We start from the raw sequence: 23,865 nt of genomic DNA on the forward strand, positions 1-23,865 counted from the left end.
TACGTAGTACAACTTCGATACCCGGATATCCGCGTGTTTGGCAGGATTGTTGTACGAAATACAGCAATTATCCTGCTAAACCGTCTGGAGGCAGTGAAATGATGCCTTTTGTACAACAATTTTGGATTTGTGCCGGGATAGTGAGGGAAATGTTGTATTTGGTGCAGGATTTTATAAAATAAGCTGCTCCTGCTTCTGCCCGAAGGGAATCTGGACAGTAAAAAAGTAAGATGTACCGTCAACTTAAACAGAGCATGTCTCAGGACTATTGGAGATGTGCTCTATTTGGTTATAGGCTGTTGCAGACTTTCCTTTAATTTGACCAGAGTATCTTTAATTTCGCTTCTACTTGGACCGGCAGCTCCTGCTATATATTAAATTTGGACAAAGAATAAAAGGGGGGTACAGCAGGAATTTTCATGAATGCGTTTCCAATAATACACCGTTTGAACTAGCAGTATCGAAGATCATCCCCATTACATGAGGAGAGTGGACAATGATATCTCATACCCAAACACGCAAACTTCGCAGACTGACTTCAACCGTAATAAGTGCGGCGCTACTGGCAGGGTTGCTGCCGCAGACCGCTCTGGCCGGAGATACCTGGCCGTTCAAAGGGGACAGCGCGCATGGAGCTAACCAGCCGAGTATACATGGCTACACCAGCAATCAAATCGCGGGTTGGAGTCCTGAGACCGATCCGGATGCGGAGCTGCTTCGTTCCCGCGTGCCTTTACAGAAGCGGATTTCATCTTTCACGGCTACACAGGCCAATCCTAAGCTGAGTCCGGATGTCAAGATGATGAATGTCGCAGGCGATTATGGAAATGCCTTCATTGAAAATGCTCCTTATACCAACAAGTTTGCCCAATATCACTTCAATTTCTGGCAGTATGTTGATTATTATTCGTATTGGCATGGTACTGCAACGGCATATACGCCGCCGGAATATTACGATGATCTGGCCCAGTCCGACTGGCAGCAGAAGTGGTTTGAGTTCGGCATGCTTAATATTCCGAATCCAACCTATACGGATGCCGCGCATAAGAATGGTGTCATGTCGCTGGCCGGTGTGTTTTTCTCCAACAATGACCGCGGACAGCAAACCTACAAACAAATGATTGTGAAGGATGAGAACGGTGACTTCCCGGTCGCCAGGAAAATGATTGAAATGGCAAATTACTTCGGCTTCGACGGCTATTTCCTTAATCAGGAAGAGGTGAGCCCGAATGTTGCTACAGCCGATATTCCCGATTACATTGCTTTCATGAAGGTGCTGCAACAAGGCGGGTTATATGTCCAGTGGTACGATTCATTAACTACAAACAACGGCTCCAATACCTTTACAAGAACCTTTAGTAATAACAATATTTCGATGCTGTATGATAAAACGGCAAAAGAGCCGGTCTCAAACTCCTTTTTCTTCGATTACGGAGTGAATAGTACCCATATTAATACAGCTATAGGCTATTTGGCTGGAATGAATGAGGATGAAGGGACAAATTACAATCTGTTTGATATTGGCTTTGCCGGACTTGAAGCAGGCCGTGACCGTTTCAAGAGCGTACAGGGAACAGCTCTGAAAGACAAGTTGACAGCAGGCGGAGCTCCGCGTTTAAGCATCGCTACGCTCGGAGCTGATTTCGTCCATGCCGGTCTTGACGAGGATATGGGACAAGCGTGGCCTGTCTCCAAACGCACCGACAATGATTACCAGTGGATGACCCATCTGCGGGAGCAGCTCTGGTGGTCAGGTCCGAATGTGAACCCCGGCAATACAACCGTTTCGCCCGCGAATACGGTGGCGGATGTCTATGCGGATAACCGCTACTGGCCGGGAATTTCTTCGGTCATTGCGGAACGCTCCGTGGTTCAGAATTCCAACTTCTATACGAATTTCAATACCGGGCATGGTATTTCCTATTATGTTAACGGGGAAAAGTCAAATAAGGAAGAATGGTCCAACATGAGCCTTCAGGATATTCCTGTAACGTGGCAATGGTGGCAGGATACCCTGGGCAACCGCTTGACGGTTGATTACGACTACGGTCCGGAATATACAATGACAGACAATTCACGCATGAGCTATAAGCAGATCGGCGGCTTCAACGGAGGCAGTTCACTGGTTGTGAACGGGGCGCTGGACAAGGAGAATTTCCTCCGCTTATACAAGAGCGACCTGTCCGTACAGGCAACGTCCCAGCTGTCGATTGCTTATAACAAGACTTCAGCCGACGATGCTTCTGTCTTGAGTGCAGGCCTGATCTTCAAGGACAATCCGTCCAAGGTAGTCAAGGTACCTGTGGAGAACAGCGGCAAACAAACCATGGGCTGGGCAACGGCAGAGCTAGATCTGGGGGCTTACGCAGGTAAAGAAATCGCGGCCTTTGGCCTGGTATTTACACCGGGTGCAAGCACAATCCCAGGTTATCAGGTAAACATCGGCCAAATCCGCATCTCTGACGGTTCAGCCGTGAAGCCGGCCGCGCCAACCCGTCTGGTGGTTACGCAGGCCTTGCCGAATACGAATGAAATGATTCTGAAGTGGGATCTGAACAGCGATTATTCCCAGGTGAAGCAATACAATGTATATGTGAACGACATCTTTATGGGCGGCAAATATGACGAAACGTTCTACATCAAACAGCTGCCAGCCAAATCCGGTATAATTAAAGTCATTCCTGTAGGAGCGGACGGAGTAGAAGGGGAAGCGGCTACAGTGTCCTTTAATTTGGACTCGGCGGTATCGGGTATTGAAGCCGAATCAAGCGAGAACGGCGATCTCCTGGTCAAGTGGTCCGGTTCAGACGCTGCCGGGAACGTTAAGGTGACGGTGAGATCGGTAAACTGGATTACAACCGCAGAGCCTGTCTCCAGACAATTGATCGTGCCGCAAGGGACAACCTCGGCATTGTTCAGCGATATGCCAATTAATGGGGACGAGTTCACTGTAACCATCCAGGCAGGCAACTCGGATATTGTAACCTATAATGGTACGTTCATTGACAAGCTGTCGGAGCCTTATGCCGAAGCATGGTCCTGGAATGGAAATACACTGAGCCTGCCAATGCCGAACACACGGGACTGGAGGTACATGTACGTCTATGAAGACGGAGTTCCTAAGTCTTTTGCGGTAACCTATTTATCAGGGGCAGCAGCGCAAAAGCCGATGATTATCCGCGGCCGCACCACGAAGGCAAGCCTTAGCTTTACGTCGACCAAAGCAGTAACAGTGGTGATGGAGGATTACAGCGGGAACAAATCCCAGCCGCTGCAGCTGGATAAGCGGTACAATGTAACCTTTAACAGTAACGGCGGCCAGCCGAAAGCGAAGGTTGTTCAGGTTATGAACGGCGCGCTTGTGACTGCACCGAATGTAGCGAGAGAAGGTTATGTGCTGGAAGGCTGGTATAACGGTAATGCGAGATGGCACTTTGCCTCTGACACGGTGAATGGTCCGCTTACGCTGCAGGCGAAATGGACCGCGCTGCCGCCGGATGTACAGGTGGTCAGTGAAGGCTCGTTCCGGGCAGGACAGGATGGTGTGCTTCGCGCTGTAGGTAAAGGTTCCGGCACATTAGTCTATGCCTGGTATGCCGATCAGGGAGAAGGATACGGTGAAGTTATTGCCGCTGGCGATACGCTGACACTTACAGATCTGACAGAAGATATGAGCGGTTACCGCTATAAGGTCATTGTGACCGGCGAAGGCGGCTTAACCGCAGAGAAGGAATATAACCTGCAGGTCTTTCCGGCGGAAATCCAATGGATGACCCCGGCCTTTGTGATGGACTTGCCATCGGTACTTGAGACGGTTGCCGGGGAGCCGATCGCGCTTGCCGTCGATACATCAGGAGATATTGCCTCGATTGAGTGGGAAAGGAAGCGTGCTGCCGATGAGGAATGGCAGACGGTTCCGAACGTTACCGGCGCGGTATACCGGTTCAATCCATTATTCGAAGAGGATGGAACGAATTATCGTGTTGTGCTGACCGGCAAAGAGGCCACAGACCCGGTGCGTATTGTTGGCTCCCCACTGGCACTGAAGGTCTATCCGCAGCATGAAGCTCCGGCGATTGCTTCATTTACAGCGACAAGCCAATCGGTAATGGAAGGTAACGATGTGACCTTTACAGTTGTTGCCGATTCTGTATATGGTGAACTGGGCTACAGCTGGTTCAAAGATGATCTGGTTATAGAGGATGCTCTTGGCAGCAGCCTGACCATTGCCAAGGCGCAACTTTCTGATACGGGCGTTTATAAGGCGCGTGTAGAGAATACCCGCATCGTTGGCGGCCGCCCTTATGTGGATACTGCGGATACAGAGGTTATTACTCTGAATGTAAACCGACAGCCGGTGACGCCAACTAATCCTCCGTTGACAGCAACCAATCCTCCGGTGGCTGCTCTGCCAACAGCAACACCTGTACCGGCTGCAACACCGGCGCCTGCGACTGCAGCTGCAGTGATATCAGCCGCACAGCTGGGCAGTCCGGCCGTGAACGGTGTAGTTACCGTGCAGGTACAGCAAGCGGTCACAATTGAGCTTCCGGTTAACGCCGGTGAGCTGCTGGGAACGAATTCCCTGCGTGTGCAAGGAGACAGAATCGGGCTGGTACTGGCACCGGAGCTGCTGAAGCAGCTGGCCGAAGCCGTGCCTGCTGCCCAGGGCAGCGGTGCAAAGATCGTGCTGCAAGCAGAATTCAAGACACTTGAGCAAGCTTCGCTGAAGACGGAAGCCGGTGTATCGCTTAAGGGACAATTCCTGGACTATGATCTGAGACTGTCCCTGGCAGATGGAACCGTTAAGCGTCCCGGCAGTTACGCTTCTCCTGTTAGTATAAGCTGGCCGGCTGGTGAAGGACTTCATCCGAAGCTGCTTGGCTTGTACCGTGTAGGCAGTGACGGTACACTCACTTATCTGGGAGGATCTGCTGCGGCCGGCAGTCTTACAGCCGAACTTGACGGCAACGGCACTTACGCACTGCTGGAGTATACGAAGCAGTTCAACGATGTTCCGGTTACGCACTGGGCCTTCGAAGCCTTGCGTGAGCTGTCTGCGAAGCATCTGATCAAGGGGATATCGGAGCAGGCTTATCAGCCGGGCCGGGATATTACCCGGGCTGAATTCGTGCAGCTGATGGCCGGCACGCTGCAGCTAAGCGGCAGCGGCACCACTTCCTTCAGTGATGTTCCGGCAGGCGCCTGGTATCAGCAGGCACTCTCCGGCATGGTTCAGGCCGGTCTGATTACCGGCCGTACGCCGGAGTCCTTCCAGCCGGCCGCAGCAATCAGCCGGGAGGAGATGACCGTCATTCTGATGCGCGCTTACCGGCTGCAGCAGGGTTCAATCCCGGCCGCAACGGGCAGCCTGTCTATTAAGGATGCTGGAGACATCTCCGGCTGGGCAGCGGATCAGGTGGCTGAAGCCGCTGCGCTTGGCCTCGTGAAAGGGCGGGCTGACGGAACCTTCGCGCCCAAAGCTCCCGCCACCCGGGCAGAAGCTGCGCAGATGCTGCTGAATTATTTGAAATAAGCCTGACGGGCGGTAAGGAAAGACCGCCGGCTCAAGCCATAAACAAGGCGCTCACCCCCTGAACAGTATTTAGGGGGGAGCGCTTCTTGTGTATCATAATGATAAGCGTAGGCTGACAAACTTGAAGCCAATGCTTCCGAAGTGAGTTTGTACGAAGTGGTTTCACGGAAGAGTAGGCTAACAAACTTTAGGGAGGTGGACTATGCGGAGTAATTCCCTGTACCGCAAGTATTTTAAAGATAATATGTTTATGCGCTTCACCCTTATTGTCTCCTGTATCTTCATTGCAACGATTATTGCCTTCTCGTATCTGGTGCTGATGCTGATCTCGGATTCTGCGGTGCAGCGGCAGATGGATATCCAGCGCAAGACGATGGAGAGCATCAGCAACTATGTGGAGAACAAATACCAGTCCGTCCAGGATATGATGCGTGATGTCTACCGGGACGGGAGTCTGGCGAGCAACACCACATTTCTGCTGGAGCATCCCTTCGGCGAATATGTCGAGCACCGGCTGGACCGCTATCTGCTCGGGGATCAGACTACCTCTAACGCCGTACAGTATTTCCAGAACAAGATCGACGATGATCCCGATATCCGCAGCCTGATGCTGTACAGTGCCAATCAGCAGGTGATGTACTATTATGACAACCGCAGGCAGTTTGAACGGGTATCCACCAACGCGGCCCATTCCTTTGTCCCGGATTCGATGGTTCTGGATGAGGAGAGCCTGGTGTCCGTGCCGAATATTTGGGTGCTGAAGAGCATCGGCATGCAGAGAACCCCTATGTTCTCGGTGAAGATTCCCATTACCAATAAGTCATCGCTGCTCAATATCGGCCAGCTGCTGGTCTACTTCGATTCCGAATCGATCTGGCAGGCGATGAATAATTATAAGCAGGATTTCAAAGGCGAGATTCTTGTGCTCTCTGCCCAGAATGAAGTCATCTTTGACACTTCGGGTCAAGGGTACGGCCGCAAATATTTGCAGCTGCAAGGGGCGAACTCCGGGGAGGAAATCTCCATGGGCGGAATGCTGGTCACCAGCCTGACCCAGAGCCAGGCCGGCTACACGGTGGTCAGCCTGATCTCCAAGAAGGAGCTTGCCGAAACCTATAGCAGCGCACGCAATACTATTGTTACGATTGCCCTCGTCTGTATTCTGTTCGCCGTGCTGCTGCCGGCGATGTTTATTTCGAATTTTGCCAAACGGACGCACCGCATTATCCGCTTCACCCGCAAAGTGAAAAACGGGGATTTGAACACCCGGATTATAGACAACCGTGAGGATGAACTGGGCCAGATTGCCAAGAGCTTCAACAGCATGCTGGATGAACTGAACCAGTACATTGATCAGGTGTACAAAGCTGAAATCAAGCAGAAGCATACGGAAATCGCTACCCTGGAGGCAAGGGTGAATCCGCATTTTCTCTATAATACGCTGGAGGTTATACGGATGCGGGCTATTTCGAGCGGCGCGAAGGATGTGGGCGAGATGATCTACAGCCTGTCTGTGCTGTTCAAATCGTATGTCCGTCCGAAGGTGAAGTATACGTTCAAGGATGAGCTGGAAGCCTGCCGCATGTACCTGGAGCTGTTCCGGATCCGTTACAAGGACCGGTTCTCCTATACCATTGAATGCAGTAAAGAGCTGGAGCCTATTCCTGTACTCAAAATGTCCCTTCAGCCCGTGATCGAAAATTATATTCTGCACGGCATGCGCACCGGACAAACCGGCAACGTGATCAGCATCAGGGTCCATCCGGATGATCACAACAATATACGGGTTGTTGTCACGGACAACGGCCTGGGGATTGCCGGGGAGAAGCTGAACCAGCTCCGGCTGGGACTGGAGGATAACCGGGAATTGTCCGGATCAGAGTCGTTCGGGCTGCGGAGCATTCATGAGCGGTTAAGGCTGATGTACGGCAAGCCGTACGGGGTTGAGCTGGCCAGTGAAGCGGGGGCCGGAACCGAGGTCACTATTACTTTTCCATATCCCGTCAAGGAGGAGACAGATCATGTATAAGGTGTTTATTGTCGATGATGAGCCGTTCATTCTTAGCGGCCTGCAGGATATATTGGACTGGGAGCAGCTGGGCCTTACGATTGTGGGACAAGCCGAGAACGGGCAGGAGGCGCTGGAGCAGCTGCGGGAGGTGCCTGCGGATATTCTCATAACCGACATTTCCATGCCCGTGATGACCGGCCTGGAGCTGATCCGTGCGGTCCAGGAATTCCGTCCGGAGCTGAAGGTGGTTGTGCTGAGCGGATATGATGAATTCATGTATGTCAAAGAAGGCCTGGCTCTCGGGATTGAGAATTATCTGCTCAAGCCGATCAATCTGGAGGAATTCCAGAGCACGCTGGAGACGATTGCCGAGAAGCTGAATGTCTCCAGGCTGGATACAGAGTGGTCGGAGTATACGAACTCCGTACTGAAGGATAATGTGCTGCTCCGCTGGCTGCGGAAGCAGATTGACCCGGACGAACTGTCCGAACGGCTGAATCTCCTGGGCTTGTCAATCAGCAGCCGGTATGTGGAGGTTGCTCTGGTCCAGGCAGACCCGGAAACGGAAGCCTTCCGGAAGAATGCCGCCGCTCTCCTCGGTACCCGCGCTTCGTTCTTCATGTTCTGGGACTCGGACAATGATCTGGTGCTCATACATAATTTCGCGGACGAACGCAAAGGGAAGGAAGAGATGGCTTCCATTCTGGAGGAAATCACCGGCCTGGGCTCTCCCGGCCAGCGGCTGCGCGCTGCGGTTGGAGCCGTCATGGACGGGGTGCAGGCTGCTCCGGCCAGCTATGAGCAGGCGAAGCAGGCTCAGGAATTCCTGGAGATCTACCCGGAGCGCAGCCTGATCTATTATGAACAGCTGAAGGAGCGCAAGGAGGATATTGAAGCCGCTTTGCCGGAGGACTGGAGCGAGTATTCGAAATTAATTATGGCCAAGAATCTTCCGGCGCTGACCGAGCGGCTCGAATTGTATTTCTCTGCGAAATGTATGGAAGGGTTGACCCCTGAGCTGCTCCGGGAGATTTCCCTGGAATGGATTCTGTATTTCCGCATGCTGATTAAAGAGATCCGCAGTGAAATGGAGCGGGAGCTTATTGCGCAGGGGCTGAACGAGATCCACAGGGCGAATTCGCTGCCGGGTCTGTCCGCCGCAGTCATGCAGACGGCCGGAAGCATCATCGAACTGCTGGACCGTGAGCTGAAGAGTCCGGTTGTGAACCAGGTGCTGAATTACATTGAGAAATCCTACAGTGAGGATCTGTCACTGAAGAAGCTGGGCTTCATGTTTAATATTCACCCCGTGTATCTGGGCCAGCTGTTTCACAAAATGACCGGTGATTCCTTTGCAGAATATTTGAACCGTTACCGGATTGAGAAAGCAAAAGAGCAGCTTCGTTCGACAAACAACAAGGTACATGAGATCGCACGCAGTGTCGGCTACTGGGAAATGGGCTATTTTTATAAACAATTTAAGAAATACGTTGGCATCTCACCGACAGAATTCAAGGGGCTGCTCTAAGCAGCTCCTTATTGATAGATATATGTTATGTTTTGGGGTTAATTTCTTTATTTCATACCTGAATATATATAGTTTCTCTTCTATTTGAAAATGCTTTCATCTTATAAAGTAAAGGTATAGCTCATGGAAACCTGCAGCCGGGAAGGCCCGGCAGGCCTGGATTTCCGGACGGCTAATTAAAAGGGGGTACGGCAAATGAGTAAGAAAAAGAAACACTTCTCCTTGTTGTTGACAACGCTTTTAACCGTTTCACTGGCGCTTAGCGCATGTGGGGGGGACAGTAAGAACAATGCAGGCGGGGAAGCGGCTTCAGGAGGCAACAAAGCTGCCGAGTCTACGGAGAAACCTGTAGAGCTGATCTGGTACACTATCGGGCCACCGCAGAAGGATATGGATAAGGTGCTCACAGAAGTCAATAAATACACGCTTGAAAAAATTAACGCAACACTCGATATCAAAATGCTCGACTTCGGGGACTATACGCAAAAAATGCAGGTCATGGCTGCTTCGGGCGAGCCTATGGACATCCTGTTCACCTCTTCCTGGGCCTTCGATTATGTGCAGAATGCACGTAAGGGCGCGTTCCTGCAGCTCGATGATCTGCTGAAGAACCAGGGCAAGGGAATTGTGGACACTATTGATCCGGCGTTCCTGGAAGGCTCCAAGGTGGACGGCCATAACTATGCCATTCCTGCCAATAAAGAGCTTCCGGCTCAAGAAGTCTTCCGCTTCAACAAAGAGCTGCTGGACAAATACAAGCTGGATCTGACCAGCGTGAAAACGATGGCCGATCTGGAGCCGCTGCTCAAAACCATCAAGGAAAACGAGCCTGGAGTGACCCCGTACGCTATGGTCAAGGACTTCATGCCGATTATGCCATTTGACTATGTGATCGAGAAGATGCCGATGGCTGTATATATGGACACCAAGGACTACAAGGTCATCAACATCCTTGAGACTCCTGAAATCAAGGAAGCGCTTAAGACCGTCCGCAAATTCTATCAGGCGGGTTACATCTCTCCTGAAGTAGCCACTACATCTTCGGTGGATGACTTGTACAAAGCCGGCAAATGGTTTACTGACCGTGCCTCCACCCAGCCGATGGCCGACAATCTGTGGTCAGTAAGCTACGGGTATCCGGTTGTGTCGACACCAGCCAGTCAGCCTTATATCTACAACTGGTCCGTCATGGGCTCCATGCAGGCGATCTCCGCCAACTCTGAGTATCCTGAGAAAGCCATGGAATTCCTGAACCTGCTGAATACAGACCCTGTATTGCGCAACATGATTGACTCAGGCATCGAGGGCGTACATTACGAGAAAATCAGCGACAACATGATCAAGAATCTCCCGGATGCGAAGAACTACGATATGCCGACGTTCTCCCTGGGCAACATTATGATCAACTATCTGAATGAAGGCGACCCTGAGAACAAATGGGAAGAATTCAAGAAGTTCAATGATGCCGGTATCAATGCACCACTGCTTGGCTTCAACTTCGATACTTCCAAGGTGACGAACGAAATCGCCGCCGTTCAGAACGTGAAGGAAGAATTCTGGGCACCGCTGATGACCGGATCTGTAGATTCGGAAGAGTACCTGACCAAGGCCAATGAGAAATTAAAAGCCGCCGGTTTGGATAAAATCATCGCAGAAGCCCAATCACAGATCGACGCCTGGAAAGCAGCGAACAATAAGTAGCATTCAATTCAAGACCGGGCGGGTGATTAGACTTGGCCTGGTCTTTTTGTATCAACGGAAGAACTTTCCGGCATAGGAGGAACTAAGAGTATGGGGAAAATAGGGAAGTCCGCCAAAGATGTGTTGAAAAATAAAGTGCTGCTGTTTATGGTTCTCCCGGGCACGCTGTGGTTTTTATTCTTCTCCTACCTGCCGATGGTGGGTACGGTAATTGCATTTAAGGAGTACCGCTTCAGCCGGGATGGCTTCTGGGCCAGCATCATCAACAGCAAATGGGTCGGCTGGGATAATTTCAAGTTTCTGTTCAGCACCAATGATGCCTATCTGATCACACGCAATACTCTTTTATACAATATAGCCTTCATTGTCCTTGGCTTGATCCTGTCAGTGCTGCTGGCGGTGGTGCTGTCCGAGATAGCCAACAAGAAGCTTGCCAAGCTCTATCAAACAGGCATGTTCCTGCCATACTTTCTGTCCTGGGTCGTTGTGGGATACTTCGCGTTCAGCTTCCTTAGCTCGGAGCGGGGGCTGCTCAACGCAATGTTCGGCAGCAATATTTCCTGGTACTCGGAATCGAAATACTGGCCGTTCATTATTATATTCGTGTTTCTATGGAAGGCCGTCGGTTATAACAGCGTGGTCTATCTCGCCGCAATTATGGGTATAGACAAGTCCCTCTATGAAGCGGCCATGATCGACGGAGCGAGCAAATTCCAGCAGATCCGCGGTATTACGCTGCCAATGCTGAAGCCGATCATCACCATTATGACATTGCTTGCTATAGGGAAGATATTTTATGCCGACTTCGGGCTGTTCTATCAGGTGCCGAGAGATTCGGGGACGCTCTACAGTGTGACTAATGTAATCGATACGTATGTGTACCGTGGACTCAAGACTACCGGCGAGATTGGAATGAGTACGGCTGCGGGCTTATATCAATCGGTGGTTGGGTTCGTTCTGGTGCTTACCTCCAATTACATCGTGCGTAAATTCGATAAGGACAGTGCATTATTCTAGGGAAAAAGAAGGAAAGTGAGGTCATCCAAATGTCTGCTAATGCTAATCCTGTGAAATCGCGCGATTTCCACCGGCTGTCGTCCGTGTGGAATATCATCTTCAACTGTATCGCCGGAGGCTTTGCCTTACTGTGTATCTTCCCGTTCCTGTTCGTAGTCCTCATCTCCTTCACTGACGAAGGGGCGCTTGCGCGGGACGGCTATCAGTTAATCCCGGCCAAATGGAGTCTGGAAGCCTACAAATATGTATTTGGCTCAGGGGACACGCTGCTCCGTTCCTATGGGGTAACCATTGCCGTAACGGTTATTGGCACGCTTGTCAGCCTGATCATTATTTCACTTTATGCCTATGCCATTTCACGTAAAAGCTTCAAATACCGCAATTTCTTCGCGTTTTTTGCGTTTTTCACCATGCTGTTTAACGGCGGGCTGGTTCCTACCTATATTGTGGTGACACAGATGCTGGGTCTAAAGGACACCATTTGGGCGCTGGTGCTGCCGCTAGCCGTTAATGCTTTTTACATTATGATCCTGCGGACCTTCTACATTACCAGCGTGCCGGATGCCCTGATTGAGTCGGCCAAAATTGACGGCGCCGGAGAGTTCCGCACCTTCCTGGGAATCGTGCTGCCGCTGTCCTTGCCGGGCCTCGCTACGATCGGGCTGTTCAGCACCCTGGGGTACTGGAATGACTGGTTCAATGCCCTGCTCTATATTGATAATCCGAATCTGGTGCCGCTGCAGTCGATGCTGATGCGGATTGAGACCAGTATGCAGTTCATTATGCAGAATTCGCAGAACAGTTCATTAAGTCTGGAAGCCCTCCGCAACATGCCGCAGGATACCTCGCGTATGGCGATGGTGGTACTGGCTACCGGGCCGATTATTTTTGCGTATCCGTTCTTCCAGCGTTACTTCATCCAGGGTCTTACCGTGGGTGCCGTTAAAGAGTAAGAGTACAACAGGAGAAAGGGTGTGGGAGCCAAAATGTTATATAAAGACTCTGCGAAGCCCGTCAAGGAGCGGACTGAACATCTGCTGGGGCTGATGACGCCGGAAGAGAAGGTTGGCCAGCTCGTTCAGCTATTCGGGTGGCAGACCTATGATCATACAGAAGGAACGATAGAACTGACAGAAGACTTCAAACGCCAGATCCGCGAAGGCGGCATCGGCGCATTATATGGCACACTGCGGGCAGATCCCTGGACAGGGGTCACCCTGGAGAGCGGACTTGGGGCGCGGGCCGGAGCCGAAGCGGTGAATACCATCCAGCGTTATGTGCTGGAGCATTCCAGGCTGGGCATCCCGCTGCTGATCGGTGAAGAATGCTCGCATGGGCATATGGCGATCGGGGCGACGGTATTTCCGGTTCCCCTGCTGATTGGCAGCACTTGGAATGTCGATCTGTACCGGGAGATGTGCCGGGCAGTAGCTTTGGAGACCCGGGCTCAAGGCGGTGCAGTTACGTATTCGCCTGTGCTTGATGTGGTGCGTGATCCGCGCTGGGGCCGGACCGAGGAATGCTACGGGGAAGACCCGTATCTCATAGGCGAATTCGCCGTAGCTTCTGTGGAGGGACTACAGGGCGACCGGCTTGACAGCGGGTCCAGTGTCGGGGCGACACTGAAGCATTTTGTCGCTTACGGCAGCTCGGAAGGCGGCAGGAATGCAGGTCCGGCGCATATCGGCAAGCGGGAGCTGCTGGAGGTCGATATGTACCCGTTCCGCAAAGCGGTGGAAGCCGGTGCGGTATCCATCATGCCAGCCTATAACGAGATTGACGGAGTGCCTTGCACAACCAATCAGGAGCTGCTGGAGGATATCCTGCGCGGCGAATGGGGCTTCAAGGGCATGGTCATTACCGATTGCGGCGCTATCGACATGCTGGCCTCGGGCCATGATACAGCGGACGGCGGGGAAGACGCGGCTGTGCAGGCGCTCCAGGCCGGGATAGATATGGAGATGTCGGGCGTCATGTTCGGAGGCTATCTGCTGGAGGCGCTCCGTTCCGGGCGGCTGGATGAGAAGCTGGTGGATCAAGCGGCTGCACGTGTGCTGGAGCTGAAGTTCCGGCTGGGCCTGTTCGAACAGCCGTTTGCCGATCCGGACCGGGCAGAGCAGGTGATCGGCAGCCCGGAACATGCGGAGCTGGCACGGAGCATTGCGGCAGAAGGAATTGTACTGCTGAAGAATAACGGTATCCTCCCCTTGTCTGCGGCCACAGGAAAAGTGGCTGTCATCGGACCCAATGCGGATACCGGCTATAATCAGCTCGGGGATTACACCTCCCCGCAGCCGCGTGACCGGGTGGCGACGGTGCTGGCCGGAATACGGGCCAAGCTCTCCGCTGAGCCGGAGCGGGTACGTTATGCGCCCGGCTGCCGGATCAAAGACGGTTCCACCGAGGGGTTCGAATCTGCGCTCCAGGCAGCGGCTTGGGCGGATACGATCGTACTCGCACTGGGCGGGTCGAGCGCCAGAGACTTTGGCGAGGGCAGCATTGATCTGCGGACCGGTGCCTCGAAGGTAACAGGGAATGGGCTTAGCGATATGGATTGCGGCGAGGGCATCGACCGGATGTCGCTTCATCTGTCCGGCGTTCAGCTGGAGCTGCTGAAGGAGCTGAAGACACTCGGCAAGCCGGTGGTAGTCGTATATATCAACGGCCGTCCTATTGCCGAGCCCTGGATCGATGAGCAGGCGGATGCCATTCTGGAAGCCTGGTATCCCGGGCAGGAGGGCGGCCATGCCATTGCGGACATTCTGTTCGGCGATGTGAATCCGTCCGGTAGGCTGACCCTCTCGCTCCCGGTGGACGTAGGACAACTGCCCGTCTATTATCTGGGCAAACGTTCACGGGGTGTACGTTATCTTGAAGGGGATTCGCAGCCGCGTTATCCCTTCGGCTTCGGGCTCAGCTATACCGAATTCAGCTATAGCGGGCTGCAGGTAGAGCCTGCTGAAATCCAGGCGGACGGAAGTGCTGAAGTTACGGTGGAAGTGGAGAATACAGGCTTACGCGGAGGCGCGGAGGTCGTTCAGTTATATATTTCCGACCGGGTCAGTAAGGTGACCAGACCGGCCAAGGAATTGAAGGGCTTCCGGAAGATTTACCTGGAACCGGGAGAGAAGCAGACGGTCACTTTCAGGCTCAGTGCAGAACACTTGAGCTATATCGGGGCGGAGTACAAGCGGGTCGTTGAACCGGGGAGCTTCCGGATCGGAGTAGGAAGGAACGTCAACGATACGCTCGATATAGAGCTTGCCGTCATGGAGGATTAGGGATGGAACGATTAAATACGGAACGAATAGACAGGTTTATCCGTGAATGTTCACAAGCGCAATGGCTGGAATATCGGGCGATTGAAGACTGGAAGGTCTTCTCCACAACCTATCGGCAGCCGGGGCAGTATGACGAATTACAGCCGTATTCGGGCAGCGAAGCCTTCGGATTGTTCCCGAGCGTACAGGGAACGACTTATATGTTCCGCACGGCGCTTGATATTCCGGCGGACTGGACGGGTGCGGACACAGGGATCATCTTCCACTCCGGCGGAGAAGGGCTGCTGCGTGTAGGCGGAGCTTCCCGGCAGGGGCTGGACCGCAATCATACCTTCGTTTCACTTGACCCTGTTGCCGACGGAAGAAACCCGGAGCTTGAGATCGAACTCTACGATCCGGTTCCCGAGCCGGATGATCCGCTGAACAAGCAGGCGGTGATTCAGCCGCCGGTCCGGTCTATAACCGCTGCGCTCGTCAGGGTTAACCTGCCGGTGCAGTCGCTGATGTATACCGTTACTGTGATCCGTGATTCGGCGCTGCTGCTGCCAGAACAGGATTTCCGGCGTGTCCGTATCCTGGAGGCGCTGTATCAGGCGATGGATGCGTATGTGTCTATGGGACCTGAGAATGGACGGGACGGCGGCAGGATCAGAGACATTGAGCAGGCGCTGACCGGGAAAGTCCGGGAAATCGGCGGCAACAGCGAAGGCTTCATCCATATGGTCGGGCAGTCGCATATCGATATTGCCTGGTTATGGCCCACGAGGGAAACTGTTCGCAAGACCAGCCGGACCTTCTCGACGGTTCATGCGCTGATGGAGGAATACCCGGAGTACCGCTACGCCCAGAGCCAGCCCCAGCTGTTCGCTTATCTGAAGGATAATGATCCTGAATTGTACGCGAAGGTGAAGGCGCGGATTCTTGAAGGGCGCTGGGAGCTTGTTGGCGGTATGTGGGTGGAGCCGGATCTGAATATTCCAAGCGGGGAATCCCTGATGCGGCAGATGCTGTATGGGCAGCGGTTCTATCAGGAGGAATTCGGACGGCAATCCGAGATTGAATGGCTGCCGGACACCTTCGGGTATTGCGCTTCCCTGCCGCAGATTCTGAAGCATGGCAAGGTCCGCTATTTCATGACGACCAAACTCGGCTGGAATGATACGAATCTGTTCCCTTATGATTTGTTCCACTGGGTAGGCATCGACGGAACGGCACTTCTGTCTTATATGAACCACGGAGTGAATGAGAGTACGCTGCCGAAGGATATTCATGAGCACTGGCAGTCTTACCGTGAAAAAGCCGTGCACAGCGAACAAATGCTGCTGTACGGACACGGGGACGGGGGCGGCGGAGTGACCCGGGAGATGCTTGAATATCTCTCGCGCTCCGAGCTCATGGTGGGCCAGCCAGCCTCCGGCTACAGTACGGCGGCAGATTTCTTCGCAGGCATCGAGCAGGCGAAGCCTGAGCTGCCGGTCTGGCAGGGCGACCTCTATCTGGAGCTGCACCGGGGAACCTATACCACACATGCCCGGAACAAGCGCAATAACCGCAAGGCCGAGATTCTGTACAGGGAAGCGGAACTATGGCAGACGCTGGCCGGACACCAGCTGCAGCCGCAGCAGCGGGAAGAGATCGGGGAGGACCTGAATGAAGGCTGGAAGCTGATTCTGCTTAACCAGTTCCATGATATTATTCCCGGCTCGTCGATTCCCGAGGTCTATCAGACCTCGGACAAGGAGTATCAGAGCATCTTCGCTCTTGGAGATAGCAGCCTAAAGTCGGTCATGGAGGCCGCCGTATCGGATATCGATACCCGTGGAGAGGGCCAGCCTTATGTCGTCCTGAACGGTCTGGGCTGGGCCCGGGATATGGTGGTTGAGCTCCCGGCTGCCGGAGACGGAGCGGATAACACTGCTGCCGCCGTATATGACCGGAAAGGAATGCGGCTGACCGCGGAGCCGGTTACAGCAGACGGGCCAGCTGCTCTCCGCGTGCGGGTGCCGGAGGTTCCGGCATTCGGGTATGTTACCGTGTGGCTGAGAGATGAGGAACAGCCAGCGTTGCGCGAAGATGGCGGAGTTGACGGTAGCGGCGGGGTTGGCAGAGATAGCGGAGATATGCCGACACCGATTGAAGCATCTAATGAAGCTTCGGTTGCAGCTTCGTTCGGCCAGGACTGGGAGACGGAATATTACCGGCTCCGGTTCAATGAACAGGGCGAGATCATCAGCCTGTACGATAAGGAAGCCGGGCGTGAGATTGTCAAGGCCGGAGAGCGGCTGAACCGGCTGCATTTCTTCCATGACCGCCCTATCCTATGGGATGCCTGGGATATAGACAGCCGGTATGAGGAGCAGCCTGCCGGAGAAGCTGTTCTGCTGGAGCAGAAGCTGCTGTCCTCAGGCCCTGTCTGCGATGTGCTGTACTTCCGCTGGAGCATCGGCCAATCCGAAATAGAGCAGGAGCTGATCCTGTATCACAGTGACCGGCGGATTGACTTCAAGACGAAGGTCCAATGGAATGAAGCCCATAAGCTGCTGAAGGTCGGCTTCCCGGTAGATGTAGTAACCAGCAAGGCGACCTATGAGATCCCGTTCGGCGCGCTGGAACGGTCAACGCACCGCAACACCAGCTGGGAGCAGGCGCAATATGAAGTCTGCGGGCACCGCTATGCCGATGTGTCTGAGCATGACTATGGTGTCAGCCTGCTGAATGACTGCAAATACGGCTATGATACGCAGGGCAGCACGATCCGTCTGTCGCTGCTGCGCGCGCCGCGCTGGCCGGATCATTCCGCGGATCTGGGCACACATGCATTCACGTATTCACTGTATCCGCATACCGGAGACTGGCGCGGGGCGCATACCCTCCGCAAAGCCGCTGAGCTGAATCACACTTCCTATGCGGTTGCCTGTAATTCAAGTGCAGGACAGCTGCCGCCTTCAGGCTCATTCCTCCCCTATGACGGGAAGCAGGTTATCCTGGATACAGTCAAATTGGCGGAAGACGGAAGCGGCAGTATTCTGCGGCTGTATGAATCCGCTGGCGGACGCGAGACCGTCAAGCTCGGCTGGCCGCTGCCGCATTCAGCGGTATACCTGTCCAATGCACTGGAAGAAGAGGCAGAGCTGCTGGCGGAAGAGGCGGGAGAGCTGACGCTAGACTTCCACCCGTTCGAGATCAAGACCATCAAAATTGTTCATTCTAAATAGATTGAACTTGAAAAATACAGACAGGGAAAAGTGGCGGAGGAGAATTTTGGCACTGTAGGAGCGTCAGCGTCCGCCTTTGTCACCGGATTTCCACCGCGATTAGCGGTTAAAAATCAAGAAATCTGGGGACAACAGCGGCCGGAGGGCCAAACATTCTCTGGAGTCACGGCAATTCCAGAACAGAAAACTTACAAGTACAATCTATATAGCTTCAGTTCAGCTACCCTATAGATTAAGCCGAAGGAGACTATCACCTTGGAACAATTCAGACTTCCCCAGATTCAAATGCCGGAGCTGCCGCTCCCGTCATCCATTCAGGCCGTATTGGCCGAGGCCGAAGAGAAGCTGGCCCACCGGCCCAAGCTGCAGCGCCTGTTCCGGAACTGCTTCCCGAACACACTGGAGACTACTACCAAGCTGCTTGACGATGGAACCACGTTTGTCATTACGGGCGATATCCCGGCCTGTTGGCTCCGCGATTCGGTCGAGCAGGTGATTCAATATGTGCCTTTTGCCGCCAAAGATGCTGATCTGCAGCGTATGATCGGCGGGCTGATCAAGCGCCATACGCAGTACGTGCTGATTGATCCTTACGCCAACGCGTTCAACGAAACGGCTAACGACTGGCACTGGAATGCCGGGGATGTGACGGAGATGTCGCCCTGGGTGTGGGAGCGCAAGTTCGAGATTGACTCGCTGTGCTTCGTGATCCGGCTGGCCCATGCCTATTGGGAGGAGACGAAGCGAACGGATATCTTCACGGCTGATTTCAAAAAAATGCTGCGCTCCATTACCGATCTCTTCAAGCGGGAGCAGCATCATGCGGAACAATCCCCGTACCGCTTCACCCGGAACAACGGGATTATGGAAGATTCGATCCGGGGCGGCGGTCTCGGCATGCCGGTCAACTACACAGGGATGATCTGGTCCGGCTTCCGCTCCAGCGACGATGCCTGCGATTTCCATTACAACATTCCGGGGAATATGTTCGCTGTGGTGGCTCTGCGCCAGATGCAGGATTTCGCCGAGTGGGTGTTCCGCGATCTGGATTTCCTGGCCGAGCTGAAGGCGCTGGAGCAAGAGGTGGATCACGGCATCAAGCTGTACGGTATCTATCGCCACCCTGAATTCGGGCCGATCTATGCGTACGAAACAGACGGCTACGGCAATTACTGCCTGATGGATGACGCCGGAACACCGGGCCTGATGTCCATTCCGTACCTCGGGTATTTGAAGAATGACGATCCCATCTATCAGAATACTAGACGTTTTGCGCTGAGCAGCGAGAATCCGTTCTATTACGAAGGCCAAGCCGCCAAGGGCATCGGCAGTCCGCATACCCCTCCGGGTTATATCTGGCATATGGCGCTGTCCATGCAGGGAATCACGGCAAATAGTAAAGAAGAGAAGCTGGCGGTGATTGCCATGCTTGAAGCAACGGACGCGGATACCGGCTATATGCATGAAGGCTTCCTGGCCGACGATCCGTCGGTGTTCACCCGCAAGTGGTTCGCCTGGTCGAATAGCCTGTTCTCCCAGCTGGTCTGGCGGGCGCTGCAGGAAGGGATTCTCTAGGTCCGGCCTGCATGGATACAGAATACAGGAAGCTAATTATGATTGTGTAAAGCACTTTTTCATATACAAAGGAGACCTGAGCATGAGTACAATTATTGGAGAAACATTGTCAAATATCCCTTGGCAGGAGAAACCGGCGGACAGCAATGCGCCTGTATGGAGATATTCCGCCAACCCGATCATTAAGCGGGATGCGATCCCGAACTCGAACAGTGTGTTTAATTCGGCAGTCATTCCCTTTGAGGGCGGCTTCGCCGGCGTGTTCCGCTGTGATTCCAAATCGGTCAGCATGGATATCTTTGCCGGGTTCAGCGAGGACGGGGTGAACTGGAAGATTAATCATGAACCTATCGTCTTCCAGGGCGATGAGGAAATCATCAAGCGGGAATACCGCTACGATCCCCGGGTATGCAAGATCGATGACCGTTACTATATTTCCTGGTGCAACGGCTATCACGGGCCGACGATCGGACTCGCTTATACCTTTGATTTCCAAACCTTTCATCAGATAGAGAATGCCTTCCTGCCGTATAACCGGAACGGGGTGCTGCTTCCGCGCAAGATCGGCGGCAATTATGCTATGCTCAGCCGTCCAAGCGATACCGGGCATACTCCGTTTGGCGATATCTTTTACAGCGAGAGTCCTGACCTTACCTTCTGGGGCAAGCACCGCTATGTGATGGGCACGGTGAACGGCGATGCCTCCGCCTGGCAGTCCAAGAAGATTGGCCCGGGTCCGATTCCGATTGAGACCGATAAGGGCTGGCTGCTGATCTACCACGGCGTAATCAACACCTGCAACGGGTTTGTCTACCGCATGGGCTGCGCGCTGCTCGATCTGGATCAGCCATGGAAGGTGAAAGCCCGCTCACGCAACTATATTCTCGGTCCTGAAACCTTGTACGAATGTGTGGGCGATGTGCCGAATGTGACCTTCCCCTGCGCGGCTTTGACGGATGCGGCTACAGGACGGATTGCCATCTACTACGGTTGTGCAGATACGGTTACGGGTCTGGCCTTCACCACCGTGGACGAATTGCTTAACTATATGGAGGAATATCCTCTGGAGACTGAGGTGTAACAGCCATGGACAAACAACAAACGGCGCATATCATCTCCCATACGCACTGGGACAGGGAATGGTATCTTCCTTATGAACGCCATCATCTCCGGCTGATCCGGCTGGTCGACAGCCTGCTGGACACGCTGGAGCAGAATCCGGGATTCCGGAGCTTCTTCTTCGACGGACAGACGATCATTATCGAAGATTATTTGCAGGTCCGCCCGGAGAACTGGGAACGGCTGGAACGCCATATCCGTGAAGGACGGATCTATATCGGGCCTTGGTATATCCTGCAGGATGCCTTCCTGACCAGTCCGGAAGCCAATGTGCGCAATCTGCAGATCGGGCATCAGGACGCGGGAGTCTACGGGGAGGTATCGAAGATCGGCTATTTCCCCGACACCTTCGGCCTGACCGGACAAATTCCGCAGCTTATGGTACAGGCCGGAATCACCAATGCCTTCTTCGGGCGCGGGGTGAAGCCGACAGGCTTCAACAATACGGTCTCTAGCGACGGCTATGAATCCTCGTTCTCGGAGCTGGTCTGGGAAGGGCCGGACGGCTCCAAGGTGCTGGGCATCCTGTTCGCCAACTGGTATTCGAACGGCAATGAGATCCCAGCCGGGGAGGAGGAGGCGAAGACCTTCTGGGAGCGCAAGCTGGCAGATGCGAGGCAGTATGCGGCCACGGATCAGCTGCTGTTCATGAACGGCTGCGATCATCAGCCGCTGCAGACCGATCTGCCGGAGGCCATCCGCACCGCGGAGCAGCTGTACCCGGAGATATCCTTCGTTCATTCAAACTTTGCCGATTATATTAAGGCTGTGCAGCACTCTCTTGCCGGCCGCAGCCTCTCCACGGTTAAGGGCGAGCTGCGAAGCCAGCGTACTGACGGCTGGGGGACACTGGTTAATACAGCGTCCGCCCGGGTGTACCTGAAGCAGCTGAACCAGCGGGGCCAGGCGCTGCTGGAGAAGGTAGCCGAGCCGCTGGCCGTTATCGCCAGGCTGCACGGCGGGGAGTATCCGCAGCATTTGTTGACCTACGCGTGGAAGACACTGCTGCAGAACCATCCGCATGATTCCATCTGCGGCTGCAGTGTGGATGAAGTGCACCGGGAGATGGTAACCCGGTTCGACAAGAGCCGTCACACCGCCGAAGGCATCGTGGCGGACAGCATGCAGGCGATCACCGGAGCGGTGGACACATTGGGCTTCGCCGCGTATGGTGAAGCTGCTATTCCGCTCGTTGTGATGAATACAAGCGGCTGGAGCCGCACGGGTACAGTCAGCGTGGAGCTGGACGCAGCCCGGCTGTATCTGCGCGAAGGCCACACGCTTGAAGAGACCGCCCGCCGGATGAAGGCGGTTGACCTGGGCGGACGGGTCCTGGTGGATGAACTAGGCAACGAAGTGCCTTGTACGATTCAGGACCTGGGGCTGTCATTCGGCTATGATCTGCCGGATGACCGGTTCCGGCAGCCGTACAGCTGCCGCAAGGTGCAGCTGATCTTCGAAGCGGCGGATGTGCCAGCGCTGGGGCTGCGCACTTATGCCTGGGTCCGCCCGCTGGCTGGGGCCGCTGCCGGTCAATCCGGCCAAGGCATAGCAGGGTCCGCCGCAGCGGGTGGTGCCGCAACGAACGGGACGGAGCCTCGGGCAGGTGCCGGGGCCTCAGCGTCGCTTGTCCACGGCGGACGGATACTGGAGAACGAATCGCTGCGGGTTGAGATTATGGCCGACGGTTCCTTCACGCTGGAGCATAAGCCAAGCGGCAAAGTATACCGTGATCTCGGTGTCTATGAGAATACCGGGGACATCGGCAACGAATATATGTACAGACAGCCTGCGGGGGAAGTTCCGCTGACTACCCGGGGGCTGACGGCTGATATCCGCATCATAGAAGATGCGCCATACCGGGCATCTATAGAGATCGTCCATGAATGGGAGATTCCGGCTTCCGCCGATGCCGTGCTGGAAGAAGAACAGCGTGCGCTGGTCTATTATCCGGAGCGGCAGGCGCAGCGCTCAGCGGACAAGGTTCTGCTTAAGCTACGGACAGTGTTAAGGCTGGAACGCAGCGGCAAAGGCCTGGAAGTCAAAAGTTATATCCATAATACGGCGAAGGATCACCGTCTGCGGATGCTGTTCCCTGCAGATCTGGCCGCAGCTTCCCACCGTGTAGACTCGATGTTCGAGCTGGCGGAGCGGCCGAATGAACCGGCGCCGGAGTGGCTGAACCCGAGCAATGCGCAGCATCAGCAGAGTTTTGTGGATGTGGCGGAGGAGCATGCGGGGCTTACGGTCGCTAATCTCGGACTCCATGAATATGAAATACTGCGTGACGGCCGCAACACCATCGCCATTACCCTGCTCCGCTGCGTCGGGGAGATGGGCGACTGGGGCTGGTTCCCTACGCCGGAAGCCCAGTGCCAGGGGGAACATACGGCGGAGCTGCTGCTTATTCCGCACAGCGGGGACGCGGTAGCTTTTGGTGCCGCGGCTGCGGCCTACCAGTTCCAGATTCCCTGGACCTGCGCCCAGGCGGAGGTTCATACAGGAACCATTCCAGCCGTGTACTCGGCTGTCCGCTGGAGCGGCACGGCTGCCGCCTTCTCTTCGCTCAAGATGAACGAAGAGAGCGGGGATCTGCTGCTCCGCTGGTTCAACATGACGGGCCAGCCTTGTGAACTGAAGCTGGAAACAGACCTGCCGGCAACGGGCTTCTACACATCGAATGTGCTGGAAGCTAAGGTTGCGGATATTGCGGCTGAGACTGGGCGGCTGGAGCAAGGCGGAGCAAATACGCTTCGGCTTCAGCTCGACGGACATGAAATACTAACCGTTGGCATCCGGCTTGACTGACCAAGGATGAGGTAGAAGTAGAAGTAGAAGCAGAAGTAGAAGTAGAAGTAGAAGTAGAAGCAGAAGCAGGAGGT

11 protein-coding genes are annotated in these 23,865 nt (G+C 54.2%); all 11 read left to right on the forward strand.

Annotated elements, in window-relative coordinates; genetic code table 11:
• The first annotated feature begins 496 nt into the window (after nt 1-496).
• A complete protein-coding gene (locus NYE33_RS15370) occupies nt 497-5,536 on the forward strand; it encodes an endo-beta-N-acetylglucosaminidase (protein ID WP_341066457.1) in 5,040 nt (1,679 codons plus the stop codon).
• Nucleotides 5,537-5,738: 202 nt separating this feature from the next.
• Nucleotides 5,739-7,565, forward strand: coding sequence for a cache domain-containing sensor histidine kinase (locus NYE33_RS15375; RefSeq protein ID WP_042138939.1), 1,827 nt, complete (start codon nt 5,739-5,741; stop codon nt 7,563-7,565).
• Nucleotides 7,558-9,075, forward strand: a complete 1,518-nt coding sequence (locus NYE33_RS15380) for a response regulator transcription factor (RefSeq protein ID WP_042138938.1) — start codon at nt 7,558-7,560, stop codon at nt 9,073-9,075. Before NYE33_RS15375 ends, NYE33_RS15380 begins: the two co-directional genes overlap by 8 nt.
• A gap of 195 nt (nt 9,076-9,270) precedes the next feature.
• Nucleotides 9,271-10,776 carry an ABC transporter substrate-binding protein gene (locus NYE33_RS15385; protein ID WP_042138937.1) on the forward strand — a complete coding sequence of 502 codons (1,506 nt, stop codon included), beginning with the start codon at nt 9,271-9,273 and terminating at the stop codon, nt 10,774-10,776.
• Nucleotides 10,777-10,866: 90 nt separating this feature from the next.
• Complete coding sequence (locus NYE33_RS15390; RefSeq protein WP_042138936.1) at nt 10,867-11,793, forward strand: ABC transporter permease; 927 nt, start codon at nt 10,867-10,869, stop codon at nt 11,791-11,793.
• A gap of 29 nt (nt 11,794-11,822) precedes the next feature.
• Nucleotides 11,823-12,746 (forward strand): carbohydrate ABC transporter permease, encoded by a 924-nt coding sequence (locus NYE33_RS15395; protein WP_171717238.1) that lies wholly within the window; start codon nt 11,823-11,825, stop codon nt 12,744-12,746.
• A gap of 33 nt (nt 12,747-12,779) precedes the next feature.
• Complete coding sequence (locus NYE33_RS15400) at nt 12,780-15,074, forward strand: glycoside hydrolase family 3 N-terminal domain-containing protein (RefSeq protein WP_341068677.1); 2,295 nt, start codon at nt 12,780-12,782, stop codon at nt 15,072-15,074.
• Nucleotides 15,075-15,076: 2 nt separating this feature from the next.
• Complete coding sequence (locus tag NYE33_RS15405) at nt 15,077-18,289, forward strand: alpha-mannosidase (RefSeq protein WP_341066460.1); 3,213 nt, start codon at nt 15,077-15,079, stop codon at nt 18,287-18,289.
• A 255-nt stretch (nt 18,290-18,544) separates the two neighbouring features.
• Nucleotides 18,545-19,864 carry a glycoside hydrolase family 125 protein gene (locus tag NYE33_RS15410; RefSeq protein ID WP_341066463.1) on the forward strand — a complete coding sequence of 440 codons (1,320 nt, stop codon included), beginning with the start codon at nt 18,545-18,547 and terminating at the stop codon, nt 19,862-19,864.
• Between the two features lie 82 nt (nt 19,865-19,946).
• The gene (locus tag NYE33_RS15415; RefSeq protein WP_341066465.1) at nt 19,947-20,945 is read left to right on the forward strand and encodes a glycoside hydrolase family 130 protein; all 999 of its coding nucleotides are present in this window, start codon (nt 19,947-19,949) and stop codon (nt 20,943-20,945) included.
• Nucleotides 20,946-20,950: 5 nt separating this feature from the next.
• The gene (locus NYE33_RS15420) at nt 20,951-23,791 is read left to right on the forward strand and encodes an alpha-mannosidase (RefSeq protein ID WP_341066467.1); all 2,841 of its coding nucleotides are present in this window, start codon (nt 20,951-20,953) and stop codon (nt 23,789-23,791) included.
• Nucleotides 23,792-23,865 lie beyond the last annotated feature (74 nt).

The sequence above is a fragment of the Paenibacillus sp. FSL R10-2199 genome (assembly GCF_038000235.1).
Taxonomy (GTDB): domain Bacteria; phylum Bacillota; class Bacilli; order Paenibacillales; family Paenibacillaceae; genus Paenibacillus_AQ; species Paenibacillus_AQ phytohabitans.

Bases quoted from the DNA above. Each gene is read 5' to 3' on its own strand.
- NYE33_RS15370 (WP_341066457.1), top strand. From the start codon at position 497: ATGATATCTCATACCCAAACACGCAAACTTCGCAGACTGACTTCAACC.
- NYE33_RS15375 (WP_042138939.1), top strand. From the start codon at position 5,739: ATGCGGAGTAATTCCCTGTACCGCAAGTATTTTAAAGATAATATGTTT.
- NYE33_RS15380 (WP_042138938.1), top strand. From the start codon at position 7,558: ATGTATAAGGTGTTTATTGTCGATGATGAGCCGTTCATTCTTAGCGGC.
- NYE33_RS15385 (WP_042138937.1), top strand. From the start codon at position 9,271: ATGAGTAAGAAAAAGAAACACTTCTCCTTGTTGTTGACAACGCTTTTA.
- NYE33_RS15390 (WP_042138936.1), top strand. From the start codon at position 10,867: ATGGGGAAAATAGGGAAGTCCGCCAAAGATGTGTTGAAAAATAAAGTG.
- NYE33_RS15395 (WP_171717238.1), top strand. From the start codon at position 11,823: ATGTCTGCTAATGCTAATCCTGTGAAATCGCGCGATTTCCACCGGCTG.
- NYE33_RS15400 (WP_341068677.1), top strand. From the start codon at position 12,780: ATGTTATATAAAGACTCTGCGAAGCCCGTCAAGGAGCGGACTGAACAT.
- NYE33_RS15405 (WP_341066460.1), top strand. From the start codon at position 15,077: ATGGAACGATTAAATACGGAACGAATAGACAGGTTTATCCGTGAATGT.
- NYE33_RS15415 (WP_341066465.1), top strand. From the start codon at position 19,947: ATGAGTACAATTATTGGAGAAACATTGTCAAATATCCCTTGGCAGGAG.
- NYE33_RS15420 (WP_341066467.1), top strand. From the start codon at position 20,951: ATGGACAAACAACAAACGGCGCATATCATCTCCCATACGCACTGGGAC.